This window comes from Halopiger djelfimassiliensis (genome assembly GCF_000455365.1).
GTDB lineage: Archaea > Halobacteriota > Halobacteria > Halobacteriales > Natrialbaceae > Halopiger_B > Halopiger_B djelfimassiliensis.
This window is the reverse complement of record NZ_HG315686.1, coordinates 360,847-374,759: the sequence shown is the minus strand read 5'-3', so window position 1 is coordinate 374,759 and position 13,913 is coordinate 360,847. Positions and strand designations below refer to the sequence as shown.

Sequence of the window (13,913 nt, the reverse complement as noted above, 5' to 3'; positions counted from 1 at the left end):
GACGCGGCGGACCACGACGGGGCTGCGTTCGAAAAGCGGGTTCAGCGACGGAGGGTGTCCCGAAGTGTCCTGACGAACGAGCGAACCGCGCCGTCGGTATCGGCGTCCGTTTTGGTGACGATACCGTCCTCGTCCGGCGACTCGTCCAACCGGATGTCGGGGCGTTTCGAGTCCATCGATGCCGGTACCGCCGACGCCGGTACAAAAGTTGTCCCTGCGATCGCCACCGACAGCTCGTCCTGCGTACCGTTTATCGATCGTGGCCGCGATAGTCCACGTATGGCCCGTGCGAGCTATACCTGTCCGTGCGGCGCGGTCCTTCGGTACAAACAGGACCTCGAGAAGGAGCCGGGAACGACGGTTCCAAGCTGGAAGTGCAAGGACTGTGGGACGCCCGTCCCGGGGACCGTCGCGGAAAAGATCAAGCACCAACACCCTTCCTGATCGCACGGACGAAAGCGCCGCAACGAGTACGCGTCTCGCCTGCTCCGGCCTCAGGACGACCGGGCCGCCGGACCGGAGCAGGACGTGCGACAACCCGCCACCGTCGTTCGCGAACCGACGAGAGTTCGCTATCGTGAATAATCCCGGAAGAATCAATAATGGGTCGGAAATTTCCCGACGAAGTGGCAATAATTCAGTGAGAAGGTTTATGATCCGGTACCCGACTCCGGACAGTATGGCGCACAACCAAGCGAAGCGAGACGCGACCGCCGACGAACCGACGACCGCGACGGAGACGCCCTCCTCCGGCGACGCCCCGCGGGCGACGATTATCGCAACCGAGAGCACGGACGGCGTCGCCGCCGACGCGTATCCCAACACCCTGACGATCGTCGGGCAGGGCGTGCCCTCGAGTTTCGAGATCACCGTCGACGGTGCGATCACGGTCACGGAAGCAGCCGAAGCTGCGGAGACGACCGTCGTTTCCGGGACGACCGTGGAGGGAACGGTCGAAACCGGCACCGTCGAGTTCCGTTTCGCCGGCGACCTTACCGACGTGACCTTCGTCGATCGACAGATCACGGGGCTTTCCCCCACCGCTGCCCCGAACGTCCACGTCGACTACGCGGCACCCGAACGGTCACAGTCCTAGCCGCCTTCTTCTCCCCGCTGGCGACGCCCTGTACGGGATCCGGTCCCCGTGCCGAAACGGCCCGCAGAGACGTACCGCGTCGAGTCAGTCCTTTCTTGAGCGGTGAGCGAGTAGTCGGTCCCATGATCGACGACGTCGAGTGGATGGAGCCGGAAGACGAAAAGATCCTCGAGCTGATGCAACGACCGGAGCATTTCACGCCCACCCACATCGACGCCGAGGGCGTCTGTCGCGGCCCACACGCGGCCTACCGGTGCCGGGAACTCACGGAGCACGGCCTGCTGGAAAAGCAAGCCATCGGTATGTACGACATCACCGACCTCGGCGAACGGTTTCTCGACGGCGAACTCGAGCCGAGCGACCTCGAACCCGACGACGCCGAAGCGGAAGCCGACGACGATTGAGCCGCTTCCTGTCAGTCCCGGTCGTCCATCCGGACGAAAAACCCTCGAGCGACACGCTCGCTACTCGCTTTCGACGGCGTCGGGGACGTGTGTGTCGAGAAACGCGACGACTTCGTCGCCGCCCTGAAACCCCTCGGCGCTGTGTGCGATCGCCGTTCCGTTCCGGAACAGGACGAGCGCGGGAACCGATTCGATGTCGAAGCGGTCGACGAGCGTGAGATCGTCGCCGGGATTGACCATCCCGACGGGGACGTCGGTTGCCCGGGCAACGTTTCCGAGAACGGGTTCCATTGCCTGACACTTCGGACAGCCACGCGTGTACAACTCCACGAGCGCGACGTCGTGGCGATCGACGAAGGCATCGAGTTCGTCGCCGTCGGCGAGTCGAACGGGCGTTGCCGTGACGTTTCCCATAGCCAGTGTAGGCCGCGGTATCGGAAACCGATGACGGAGACCCCGGATCGGTCCGTGCCACACCCGACGCCGGGGCCTTCGTACGCGGTCGGCGTCGAACGCCGACGAGCAAAGGTATTATATTCCGTGACTCGAGCGTTCTACTAGAACGCGGTCGTCTCGGACGCGACCATCTTGACCATGTCGAGCCAGTACATCACCGCGGAAGAACACCTTCCGGACGCTGGGGAGACGGAGACGGTTCTCCAGATACGCGACGCCGAGACGAAAGAGATCTTCCACTCGCGTGCACGTATCGCGAGAGATCCGGCGCAGCTCGAGCAGCCGGAACCGCTGTCGGTCGTGAAAGGACCCCACGAAAACACGGCCGAGCAGTGGTATATCGAGTTCGTCGACGAGACGCAGGGGATGGAGGACCGACTCGAACGACTCGCCGACGAGCAACGGGACCGCTCGAACGTCGTCAACACGCGGTCGAACGATCTGAACGTTCTGCTCCGGTATCTCGTCGAAACCGGTCGGTACGAATCGACCTCGGCGGCGGCCCGCGAACTCCTGTTCGAGCGACTCGCCGACGAGCATCCGTCGGTGCTCGAAACCTACGCCGAGGTCAAAACCGAGTACGAATCCGATCCACTGCGAGAGGCGCTCGCGGACGAGTGAACATGGCCGTCGATACGTTTCGGCGATACCTCGATACCCTCGAAAACGCACGGGCGCTCAACCGCATCGACGCGGCGGTGTCCTGGGATCTCGAGGCCAGCGCCGTGACGATGCTCGCAAACGAAACCGACGAGCGGATTCCGGTCTTCGAGCACGTCCAATCACGGGACCGGGACGCCGACGCTCGTCTCGTCGGCGATCCGTATCGTGGCCCGCGACGTCGCCCGTGGGAGTGGCTCGGTCGTGCGTTCGACCTGCCCGTCGAGTCCGGGCCGGCCTACTACGAGGCGGTGACCGACCGGCTGCGCGAGCCACTCGAGCCTGCGGTCGTGGCCGCCGACGAAGCGCCGTGCAAGGAAGTCGTCCGGACGGGGACGGACGCGAGCCTCCTCGAGTTCCCGTGGCCGTACATCCATCAGGGCGACGGCGGCCGGTACGCGACGCTTGCGACGCTCGTCGCGCCCGACCCCGACAGCGAGTGGGGGAGCTGGTCCCGCCATCGGGCGATGATCCACGATCGGTCACAGGCGAGTCTGTTGTTGCTGGCCGGCGAGCAGGTGCCGAACCTCTACTACTTCGAGTACGAACGCGAGGACGAACCGATGCCGGTCGCCCTGACGATCGGTGCCGGCCCGGCCGTCGAGTGTACCGCGGAGATGTGGATCCCCGTCGGCCGGAGCGAGGTCGCGTTCGCCGGCGGCCTTCAGGAGCAGTCGGTCGAACTCGTCGAATGCGAGACGAACGACCTGCACGTCCCCGCGTCGGCCGAACTCGTCATCGAGGGACGGGTCCTGCCGAACGAGCGCCTCGACGAGGGGCCGTTCGGCGACTACTTCGGGTACATGAACGGCCCTCGCCGATCGATGCCGGTGCTCGAGGTCGACGCGATCACTCACCGCGAAACCCCGTACCTTCCCTTCTGTGTCGAAGGGACGGGCGTCGGCTACGGGCAGAACTCCTCGAGTACGTTACAGATCGCGGCTGGTGGGCCGGACGCGACGCTTGGATTGCGGGCGGCCGGCTTCGACGTGGAGATGGCGGCCCCCTGGCCGTTTACGTCGCGAACGGTGTGGGTCATCGCGACGGACCGTCCGTACCCCGGATCGCTTCACGAACTCGCCAACTTCATCTTCACGACGTGGGGAATGCTTCACATCGACTTCTTCGTGTTCGTCGACAGCGACGTCAACCCGCTGAACCCCCGCGCCGTCGTGGAGGCGCTGGCCCTCCATGCGGATCCCGCCGCGGACTTCCACCAGTTCGGCGTCGAGCGGATGCCGAAAGTTCCGCTCAACATCTATCAGACCCCCGACGAGAAGGGGAGCGCGGCGGTCGGGACCTCGGAGTCGAAGACGGCGAAGGCGTACATCGACGCCCGTTCAGACGACGCTCGCCCCGTTCAGTCGATCGGCGACCGGGAGGCGCGAACGCGGGCCCGCGAGTTGCTCACCGAGGCGGGGTTCCCTGAATCGGCGTTCGAACCATCTCCGACGATCGAGACGGACCGATGACGGCGTTTCGAACCCACCTCGAGTTCCTGCGAAAGACCGACGACCTGTGTTCGCTCGAGCGGCCGGCGGCGCTTTCGCCGCAGGTCGTCGCCGCCGAAGCGCTTCGCGCCGACGGACCGGCGGTGCAGTTGACCGCCACCGACGAGGCAGGACTCGACCTCGTCAGCGGTGTCTACGGGGGCGTCGATCAACTGACCGGCCGGGATCGGTATCCGTGGACGCGCGTCGGAATCGGGCTGGGCGTCGATCGCACCCCCGAGTACACCGACGTGCTCGAGGCGATCTCCGAACTCGGAACGCGACTCGAGGAGCGCGACGTCACGTACGTCGAACGCGCGTCGTCGGGGACCGATCTGAGCCTGCGGGAACTGGGGCTGCCGACGCCGCCGGACGAGGCCTGGCCGCACCTGACGCTTGGTCTCCTTGCGGTCGGTACCGAAGCGGGAACGTACTGGGCACCGATCCACGGAACGATCCTCGATGGGGAGACGATCCGTGCTCGCGTCCCCGCGGCGATCCGGGAGCGGTTCGCAAGCGGTGACGCGGTAAGCGTCGCGCTCGGCGTCCCCGCGGAGGCGCTCGCGGCGACGTACCTCCTTGCGATCACCGACCGGCTCTCGACGCCGATCGAAGACCGTACCGTTGGATCGACGGTCCCCGTCATCCCGACGGAAGGCGGTCTCGTGCCGAGTTCCGCGGAGGTCGTCCTCGAGGCCGAAATCGCGGACCGACAGCCGGATACACGCTCGGAGAAACGGGAGTTCTGGGAGCGACTCGTCGACGGGGCGACGCTGACGCTGGAGGTGACCAGCGTCTTCGCCCGCGAGGAGGCGGTCGTTCCGATGACGCCGCTTGGCGTCCCGCTCGCCGACGATCTGCAACTGGTCGCGCTCGCGCTGTCGGCACACCTCTCCGAGCGGGTCAACAACTACTGGGGCGTCTCGCCGGTCGACTGGCTCCGCCTTCCGGCGGCGGGACGGCTCGGAATCTGCTTCGTCGCGACGGAAGTCCTCTATGCCGGGTTCGAGTGGCAACTGGCGAACTTCCTGTTTTCCCTCACCGACTGTTTCGATACGGTCGTCCTCGTCGACGAGGGGACCAGTCCCCGTAACTTCGGACAGGTACTCGGCGACATCTGGGTCAAGGCCCACCCCTCCCGGGACTGGCTGTTCAGCGAATCCGACGCGCCGGTCGCCCGATTGCCGACCTACGGCGACGGGACGGGGGCACGGCTCTACGTCGACGCGACGTGGGATCCCCGCTGGGAGTCCGAATACATCGCGCCGCGGGTCTCAGTGACCGAATCCTATCCGCCGACGCTTCGGACGGCCGTCCGCGAATCGTGGTCGGCGTTTGGCTTCGAGTCCGACCCGGACGAGGTCTCGTAAGTCGCGTTCCTTGCTCGAGACGACCGTGGACCGATGGCGTCGTGGACCGGTGATTCGACGGCGACTATCGACCGCCGGCCCAGTTGCTGTTTACGAAACTGTTTACGCAAGACGGCGTCGGGATCGTTTGCGATCCCGATCCGGGAGAGCATTTGTTTTCATAATAATTTCCGGAAAGTAACCGAAAGTATTATCTTCGATTCCGGAAGTTGCCGCGGTGTATGGCAGCGGGACACAACATGCCCGACTACGATCGGGCGCGGGCGGAGTTCGCGTGGGACGATATCTACGACGCAGCGGACTGGGATGCTCCGTCGTCGTTGAACATCGCCCACGAGGTCTGTGATCGCCACGCCGAAAACGGGGACAGGATCGCCCTGTACCAGGTCGGCGAGGACGGCGAACTGACGACGCTTCCGTTCTGGGAGCTCGCCGACCGGACCGACCGATTCGCGAACGTGCTCGAGGAACTCGGCATCGATCGGGGCGATCGCGTGTTCTCGTACATGCCGCGGATCCCCGAACACTACGTCGCGCTGGTGGGGACGCTCAAACGCGGTGCCGTCTTCGGCGGAATCAACGAGCGGTTCGGTCCCGACGGCATCTCCTACCGGTTGTCCGATTGCGACGCGACGGCGGTCGTCACCACCGCCGAGAACCGCGAAACCGTTGCGGCCGCGCTCGAGGACGCCCCCTCCGTCGAACACGTCATCGTCGTCAGCGACGACGGCACCGGCATCCGGCGGGGCGACGTCAGCTACCACGCCGCGATGGAGACGGCGAGCCGCGAGTACGCTCCCGTCGAGACGAGCGGCGAGGACGACGCGTTGCTGTACTACACCAGCGGGACGACCGGGCTGGCGAAGGGCGTCCGCCACAAACACCGGTGGGTCGCCGGCGTCGCCGCCACCCAGAAGTACGCCGCCGACCTGCAGGACGGGGACTGTTACTGGTCGACCGGCGATCTCGGCTGGTTGACCGGCCCGATCAACACGCTCGGTGCCTGGTTCTGGGGGACGACGCTGTTTACCTACGAGGGGGAGTTCGACCCCGAGACGTGGGCCGACCTCCTCGATAGCTACCCCATCACCGTGTTGTTCTCCGTCCCGACGGCCTACCGCATGCTCCGCGAGCACGAGGACGTCCTCGATGACGTGTCGCTGGATCTGCGCCACGCCCTCTCGATCGGCGAACCGCTCTCGGCGGGCGTCGTCGAGTGGGGTAAACAGCGGCTGGGCGTCACGATCCACGACACCTACGGCCAGACCGAGACCGGGAACATGATCATCAACAACTACCCGACGATGGACGTGCGACCGGGCTCGATGGGGAAACCGCTGCCCGGGATCGAGGCCGAGGTCGTCGATCCCGAAACCGGGGCGGTGCTCGAGCCGGGGGAGACGGGCGAGATCGCCCAGCGCGGGGACTACCCCTGTTTCTTCGACGAGTACTGGGGAAAGCCCGACGAGACCGCGGCGTGTTTCGTCGACGGGCCGGACGGGGAGTGGTATCTGTCGGGCGATCTCGCACACAAGGACGAAGACGGCTACTTCTGGTTCGAAGGCCGGGCCGACGACGTTATCCTCTCTTCGGGGTATCGGATCGGTCCGTTCGAGGTCGAGAGTTCGCTCGGCGAACACGACGCCGTCGCCGAGGCGGCCGTCGTCCCGAAGCCCCACCGCGAGCGGGGCAACATCGTGAAGGCCTACATCGTCCCCAGCGAGGGGACGACGCCGACCGAGGGGCTGAAAGACGACATCCGGAATCACGTGCGCGATGAACTCTCGGCCCACGAGTACCCCCGCGAGATCGAGTTCCGCGAGGAACTCCCGAAGACGGTGACCGGAAAGATCCGCCGGACGGAGCTCCAAGACGAGGCGAAAGCGGAGGCGGAGAAAGACTGATGGCCGACGGGCCAGCCCGCTCGAGCATTCGTGCGGGAAGCCATCGAATAGCGCGCGAAACGAACGACTCCGGAGTACACCGGGACAAGACAGTCGTATTCGACACGATCACACGATGAACTTCGAAGAAACGCAAGAACGATCGATGATTCGACGGACGGCGACCGAGATCGCCGACCAGTACGGACCGGAACACTGGCGCGAGAAGGAAGAACAGGGCGAGTTCTCCGAGGCCTTCTGGGACGAACTCGCGGACGCCGGCTTCCACGGCCTGCTCGTTCCCGAGGAGTACGGCGGCGCTGGGATGGGAATGCAGGAGATGGGGCTTGCCATGGAGACTCTCTGTGCCGAAGGCTGTGGCATGGCCGGAACCTGGTATCTCGTCCTCACCGCCGGCATGGCCGCGGTCGGCATCCGCGAGTACGGAACCGAAGACCAGAAGCGGACCTACCTGACCGACATCGCGGACGGCAAGCGGAACTTCTCGATCGGCATCACCGAACCCGAGGCCGGGACGAACACGCTGAACGTGGCCACCACCGCCGAGAAGGACGGCGACGAGTACGTCCTCAACGGACAGAAGGCCTGGATCACGTTCTCGGATCGCGCCGAGAACATGATCATCGTTACGCGGACGACCCCGCTCTCGGAGGTCGACCGCGGGACCGACGGCATCAGCCTCTTCATCGTCGACATGGACGATCCGAACATCGACGTCTCGCCGATCCCCAAACACGCCATCAACTACTCGAAGTCGTGTGAGGTCTTCCTCGAGGACGTCCGCGTTCCCGAGGAGAACCTGCTCGGCGACGAGGACGACGGCTGGTGGGTCCTCGTGGACATGCTCAATCCCGAGCGGATCGGCTTTGCCGCCGCCGGGACCGGGATCGGGAAACTCGCCGCCGACGCGGCGATCGAGTACGCCAACGACCGCGAGGTCTTCGGCGCGCCGATCGGGACCCATCAGGGCGTTTCCTTCCCAATCACGGAGGCGTACGCGAAGATGGAGACGGCTGCGCTCATGCGGGAGAAAGCCGCGTGGCGATACGACCGGGACGAGGAGTGTGGTTACGAGACCAACGTCGCGAAGGCGACGGCCGTCGACGCCGGCATCGAGGCAGTCAAACACTCGATGCAGGCGTTTGGGGGCTGGGGTTACGCCAAAGAGTACGACGTCGAACGCTGGTGGCGCGAGATCAATCTCACGCGGCTCGCGCCGGTCTCCCAGCAGATGGCGTACAACCACATCGGCCAGCAACTCGGCTTCCCCAAGTCCTACTGACCATGTTCGAGAAACTGCTGGTCGCGAACCGCGGCGAGATCGCCGTTCGCGTGATGAGTGCCTGCGAGGAACTCGGCATCGAGACGGTCGCCGTCTACAGCGACGCCGATCGGAACGCCGGCCATGTCGCGTACGCGGACGAGGCGTACAACATCGGCCCCGCGCCGGCGAGCGAGTCCTACCTCGACGGGGATGCGATCCTCGAGGTCGCCGACCGAGCCGGTGCCGACGCCATCCATCCCGGCTACGGCTTCCTCGCGGAGAACGCCGACTTCGCGCGACAGGTCGAGGAAACGGCGGGCGTCACCTGGGTCGGCCCGTCGAGCGACGCCATGGAGGCGCTGGGCGAGAAGACCGAGGCCCGAACGATCATGGACGAGGCGAACGTGCCGATCGTGCCGGGAACGACCGACCCCGTCGAGTCGGTCGACGAGGTCCGGGAACTCGGCGCGGAGTTCGGGTACCCGATCGCCATCAAGGCCGAAGGCGGTGGCGGCGGCCGCGGCATGAAGATCGTCCGCAGCGAGGACGAGGTCGAAGACGCCCTCGAGAGCGCCAGACGTGAAGGGGACGCGTACTTCGACAACGACTCCGTCTACGTCGAGAAGTACCTCGAGAACCCCAAACACGTCGAGGTACAGATCCTCGCGGACCACCACGGGACCGTCCTCCATCTGGGCGAACGGGACTGCTCGCTCCAGCGCCGCCACCAGAAGGTCGTCGAGGAGGCTCCGAGCACCGCACTCGACGGGGCGTTGCGCGACGAAATCGGCGACGCCGCCCGTCGAGGGGTTCGCGAGGCCGGCTACACGAACGCCGGCACCGTGGAGTTCCTCGTGGACGACGGCGCGTTCTACTTCATGGAGGTCAACACGCGCATTCAGGTCGAGCACACCGTCACCGAAGCGGTAACGGGGATCGACATCGTCCGTCAGCAGCTTCGGATCGCCGCCGACGAGGAACTCCCCTTCGAGCAGTCCGACATCACCATCGACGGCCACGCGATGGAGTTCCGGATCAACGCCGAGAACCCCGCCGCCGAGTTCGTGCCGACGCCGGGACGGCTCGCCACGTACGATCCGCCGAGCGGCCTCGGCGTCCGCCTCGACGACGCCGTTTCGCAGGGCGACGAGGTGTCCGGCGATTACGACTCGATGATCGCGAAGCTGATCGTCCACGCGCCGACGCGGGATCGGTGTCTCGAGCGGTCGCGACGGGCGCTTCGACACTTCGACGTCGCCGGCGTCGAAACCACGATCCCGTTTCACCGACTGATGCTCGAGGACGAGACGTTCCGCGCCGGCGAGCACACGACGAAGTACCTCGATCAGTCGGTCGACGAGGCCGCGCTCGACGACGCGGTCGATCGCTGGGGAACGGCGGCCGACGATCGAGCCGAGACGAGCACCGAGTCCCACGGGACGACCGACCTCGTGGTCGAAGTCGACGGCCGACGGTTCGACGTGGCGGTCGCGGGCGGACTCCCGCGGACGACCGCGGCGAGCAGCGGCGCAGGCGGGTCCGACGGTTCGGCTTCGGGGGGACGGTCGGGAACCAGCCAGCAGGTCGCCGCGAGCGACGCGATCACGGCCGAGATGCAGGGAACGGTCATCTCGGTCCCCGTCGAGCCGGGGGACGAGGTCGCCCGGGGCGACGTGGTCTGTGTGCTCGAGGCGATGAAGATGGAAAACGACGTGGTCGCACCGACGGCCGGCACGGTTGCGGAGGTCTCAGTGACGGACGGCGATACGGTCGATATGGGAGATCCGCTCATCGTACTCGAATAACATGGAACTCAGAATCAACGACACCGCAACGGAACAGGAAGCACAGGCGATCGCACGGGCGCTTGCGTCCCACTTCGGGGACGACGTGGAGCTCTACGCGACGGGAGGCGACGAACTCCTCGCGAGCGCGTCGCCCGATGCGAGCGGGACCGCTGCCGGCGCTTCGGCGGCCGGCGACGGCGGTACCGGGGCCGCAGCCGACGACCTCGAGCCGACCGAACGGGAAGCGCGCCTGTGGTCGGAGATCGAGGACGTGCTCGAGGGCGGGCCAGAGAAGTACCGCGAGCGCCTCTCCGAGCAGGGGAAGCTGTTCGTTCGTGATCGGCTCGACCTCTGGTTCGGCGAGGACGGGTTGCGGTTCGAGGACGGGAAGTTCGCCAACTTCGACGCGTGGCACCCGGACGGACGGGACGGCGAGGCCGACTCCGGGAACCGCCTTCCGGCCGACGGCCTCATCACCGGTGCCGCCGAGTTCGAGGGGCGGGATATCCACTTCATGGCCAACGACTTCACCGTCAAGGCCGGTTCGATGGCCGAGAAAGGCGTCGAGAAGTTCCTGCGAATGCAACAGCGGGCGCTGAAGACCGGTCGGCCGGTGCTGTACCTGATGGACTCGTCGGGCGGTCGGATCGACCAGCAGACCGGCTTCTTCGCGAACCGCGAGGGGATCGGGAAGTACTACTACAACCACTCGATGCTCTCCGGACGGGTGCCCCAGATCTGCGTGCTCTACGGTCCCTGTATCGCCGGGGCCGCGTACACGCCCGTCTTCGCGGACTTTACGGTCATGGTCCGTGACATGTCGGCGATGGCCATCGCCTCGCCCCGGATGGTCGAGATGGTCACCGGCGAGGAGATCGACCTGCAGGACCTCGGCGGTCCCGACGTTCACGCGCGCCACTCCGGGAGCGCGGATCTGATCGCCGAAGACGAAGAGCACGCCCGTGAACTCGTCGCGAAGCTGATCGGCTACCTGCCGAACAACGCCGACGAGAAACCCCCCCGAAGCGAGGGGAAAGCGCCCGCACGTTCGCCCGAGGGGATCGACGCCGTCGTCCCGCAGGAACCGAACCGGGGGTACGACATGTTCGACGTCATCGAACGGATCGTCGACGCCGGATCGGTGCTCGAGCTTCGCCCGGAGTACGGACCCGAGATCGTCACGGCCTTCGCCCGCATCGACGGCCGCCCGATCGGGATCGTCGCCAACCAACCCAGCCAGCGGGCCGGCGCGATCTTCCCCGATGCCGCGGAGAAGGCCGCGGAGTTCATCTGGACCTGCGACGCCTACGACATCCCGCTGTTGTACCTGTGTGACACGCCCGGCTTCATGGCCGGATCACAGGTCGAGAAGGACGGCATCCTCGAGCAGGGCAAGAAGATGATCTACGCGACCTCCTCGGCGACGGTTCCCAAACAGTCCGTCGTCGTCCGCAAGGCCTACGGCGCGGGGATCTACGCCATGTCGGGGCCGGCCTACGACCCCGAGAGCGTTATCGGCCTCCCCAGCGGGGAGATCGCGATCATGGGACCCGAGGCGGCGATCAACGCCGTCTACGCGAACAAGCTGGCCGCGATCGACGACGAGGACGAACGCAAGCGAAAGGAGCAGGAACTGCGCGAGGAGTACCGCGAGGACATCGACGTCCACCGGATGGCAAGCGAGGTGGTTATCGACGAGATCGTCCCGCCGAGCACGCTCCGGACGGAACTCGAGGAGCGGTTCGCCTTCTACGAAACCGTCGAGAAGGACCTGCCGTCGAAGAAACACGGAACGATCCTCTAACCACACCCTTTCGAATTACGATACACATGACAGGACGTTACTACGAGGAGTTCGAGATCGGCGAAACCATCGAACACGAGCGGCGGCGGACGATCAGCGAGAGCGACAACCAGCAGTTCTGTGATATGACGATGAACCAGCAGCCGCTGCATCTCGATGCCGCGTTCGCGGCCGACACCGAGTTCGGCGAGCGGCTGGTCAACGGCCTCTATACGCTGTCGCTCGCGGTCGGGATCTCGATCCCCGAAACGACCGACGGAACCATCGTCGCCAACCTCTCGTACGACGACGTCGAACACCCCGAACCGGTGTTTCACGGCGACACGATCCGGGTGCAATCGACCGTCACGGACAAACGCGAGACCAGCGACGGCGAGCGCGGGATCGTCACCATGCACGTCGAGGTCTTCAAGGTCAACGATCCCGACGAACCGCTCGTCTGCGAGTTCGACCGAACGGTCCTCTCGCTGAAACGCGAACACGCCGAGGGCTAAGCTCTCGACGAGTCGGTCGAAAGCGTTCAATCGTTTTCTCCCGACACGAGGATTCGAGTTCGTCCGCGACAGCAGACACATTCTGGTCACTGACAAGTTCCTACTAATCGAATTACCGGACCTGTTCGGCCATCTATCTGTGGAATACAACCTATTATAGGAGAATAAATAGACATACATATATTATCGATATATTATTCAATTTCCTATGGTAAGTAATTAATAGAAACATACATTATGAAACAAAAAGAAACGAAGAATGTGTTCAGTGGATAACTGAACACAGGTGATGCAGATGGACGACCAGATGAATGGCACGAGCGGACGACGATCGACGAACAGTCGACGAACTGTACTCAAACTCGGCGGTCTTTCCCTTGCGTCCGCGGTAGGAGCCGCTACCGTTGGAACGGTAACAGCCCAATCCGACGAGAAACCGGACGTCGACTTCGATCCCGACCGTCGGGAAGAGGTTGCCGAGTTCATTCTCGCCCTCGGCGAACTCGAGAGCGAAAACCAGCAACGACGGTATACTGCACAGCTTACGGACGAGCAGATGCAGGCGATGGAAGACCTGTACGGGGAAGTCGACTGGGAAATCCGTAGCTACAGACAAAACGCTACGCAACCGTCGGACAATTGGGTCACGACGACCGAAGTTACCGAAGCGAAAGGATCGGTCCCGATTATTGGAACCGTCTACGTCCACAAACAGATCCTCACTTGGGATTACAACGGAAGCGATTACAGAAACGTCTCTCAGGAACTCGATTACGAACTTCCCGGTCCCGCCGCGGCGTACAAAGGAACGACGACGGACGATATCGACAGGAATGCTACGTCCTTCACGGCGGAACTGTCCGCGGAATACGCGTTCGATCCGCCGGGCGGGGAACGAAGGAAGGAAGCGACGATCATCACGAAGGGGGACAACAACGGAAACCACGAGGTCCTGTCTAAAAGCGCACCCGCATCGACGGAGTAAGTGACGTCCCAAAGGGCGAGACTGTCCGTCACAGCCAGAAACACCGATCCCGACTTATTTTCGTCCGTAGTTCGTTCGGAATGATATCGGGCGACACTGATCATCCCGCATCGTCAAAAGATCATAATCGCAGCCGGTAACACGACGGAATCGGTGTTCAAATCAATTGTACGATCTCAACCGGTTCGAGCAGTTCACC

14 protein-coding genes are annotated in these 13,913 nt (G+C 64.5%); 12 read left to right on the top strand and 2 right to left on the bottom strand.

Annotation, left to right across the window (positions count from 1 at the left end; all coding sequences use genetic code 11):
* Positions 1-41: 41 nt before the first annotated feature.
* Entirely contained in the window at positions 42-176 is a 135-nt protein-coding gene (locus TX80_RS20005) for a hypothetical protein (protein WP_268258146.1), read from the bottom strand.
* A 103-nt stretch (positions 177-279) separates the two neighbouring features.
* On the opposite strand from TX80_RS20005, the gene TX80_RS19480 reads away from it, so the two are divergent.
* The 3 genes from TX80_RS19480 (at position 280) to TX80_RS12905 (ending at position 1,500) form a co-directional block, all read left to right on the top strand.
* Entirely contained in the window at positions 280-444 is a 165-nt protein-coding gene (locus TX80_RS19480) for a hypothetical protein (RefSeq protein ID WP_195893078.1), read from the top strand.
* Between the two features lie 235 nt (positions 445-679).
* On the top strand, positions 680-1,096 hold the full coding sequence (locus TX80_RS12910; RefSeq protein WP_049924079.1) for a hypothetical protein: 417 nt from the start codon (positions 680-682) through the stop codon (positions 1,094-1,096).
* 122 nt (positions 1,097-1,218) lie between these two features.
* Complete coding sequence (locus TX80_RS12905; protein ID WP_049923536.1) at positions 1,219-1,500, top strand: hypothetical protein; 282 nt, start codon at positions 1,219-1,221, stop codon at positions 1,498-1,500.
* A gap of 60 nt (positions 1,501-1,560) precedes the next feature.
* Here TX80_RS12905 and TX80_RS12900 read toward each other — a convergent pair whose 3' ends face one another.
* On the bottom strand, positions 1,561-1,914 hold the full coding sequence (locus TX80_RS12900) for a thioredoxin family protein (RefSeq protein ID WP_049923535.1): 354 nt from the start codon (positions 1,912-1,914) through the stop codon (positions 1,561-1,563).
* A 180-nt stretch (positions 1,915-2,094) separates the two neighbouring features.
* Between TX80_RS12900 and TX80_RS12895 the strand changes: the two genes are divergently transcribed.
* The 9 genes from TX80_RS12895 to TX80_RS19800 all read left to right on the top strand — a co-directional run bounded on the left by TX80_RS12895 (position 2,095) and on the right by TX80_RS19800 (position 13,714).
* Complete coding sequence (locus TX80_RS12895) at positions 2,095-2,577, top strand: hypothetical protein (protein ID WP_049923534.1); 483 nt, start codon at positions 2,095-2,097, stop codon at positions 2,575-2,577.
* A 2-nt stretch (positions 2,578-2,579) separates the two neighbouring features.
* The gene (locus TX80_RS12890) at positions 2,580-4,088 is read left to right on the top strand and encodes a UbiD family decarboxylase (protein WP_049923533.1); all 1,509 of its coding nucleotides are present in this window, start codon (positions 2,580-2,582) and stop codon (positions 4,086-4,088) included.
* Positions 4,085-5,476, top strand: coding sequence for a UbiD family decarboxylase domain-containing protein (locus TX80_RS12885; protein WP_049923532.1), 1,392 nt, complete (start codon positions 4,085-4,087; stop codon positions 5,474-5,476). The genes TX80_RS12890 and TX80_RS12885 overlap by 4 nt, the downstream gene beginning before the upstream one ends.
* Before the next feature lie 221 nt (positions 5,477-5,697).
* Positions 5,698-7,380: an acyl-CoA synthetase gene (locus TX80_RS12880; protein WP_049923531.1), complete on the top strand. Its 1,683-nt coding sequence runs from the start codon at positions 5,698-5,700 to the stop codon at positions 7,378-7,380.
* A gap of 115 nt (positions 7,381-7,495) precedes the next feature.
* A complete protein-coding gene (locus tag TX80_RS12875) occupies positions 7,496-8,662 on the top strand; it encodes an acyl-CoA dehydrogenase family protein (RefSeq protein WP_049923530.1) in 1,167 nt (388 codons plus the stop codon).
* 2 nt (positions 8,663-8,664) lie between these two features.
* On the top strand, positions 8,665-10,449 hold the full coding sequence (locus tag TX80_RS12870; protein ID WP_049923529.1) for an acetyl/propionyl/methylcrotonyl-CoA carboxylase subunit alpha: 1,785 nt from the start codon (positions 8,665-8,667) through the stop codon (positions 10,447-10,449).
* A 1-nt stretch (position 10,450) separates the two neighbouring features.
* Positions 10,451-12,235 (top strand): acyl-CoA carboxylase subunit beta, encoded by a 1,785-nt coding sequence (locus tag TX80_RS12865; RefSeq protein WP_049923528.1) that lies wholly within the window; start codon positions 10,451-10,453, stop codon positions 12,233-12,235.
* A 26-nt stretch (positions 12,236-12,261) separates the two neighbouring features.
* Positions 12,262-12,729 (top strand): MaoC family dehydratase, encoded by a 468-nt coding sequence (locus tag TX80_RS12860; RefSeq protein ID WP_049923527.1) that lies wholly within the window; start codon positions 12,262-12,264, stop codon positions 12,727-12,729.
* Between the two features lie 295 nt (positions 12,730-13,024).
* Positions 13,025-13,714 (top strand): hypothetical protein, encoded by a 690-nt coding sequence (locus TX80_RS19800; RefSeq protein WP_230198732.1) that lies wholly within the window; start codon positions 13,025-13,027, stop codon positions 13,712-13,714.
* Positions 13,715-13,913: the final 199 nt, after the last annotated feature.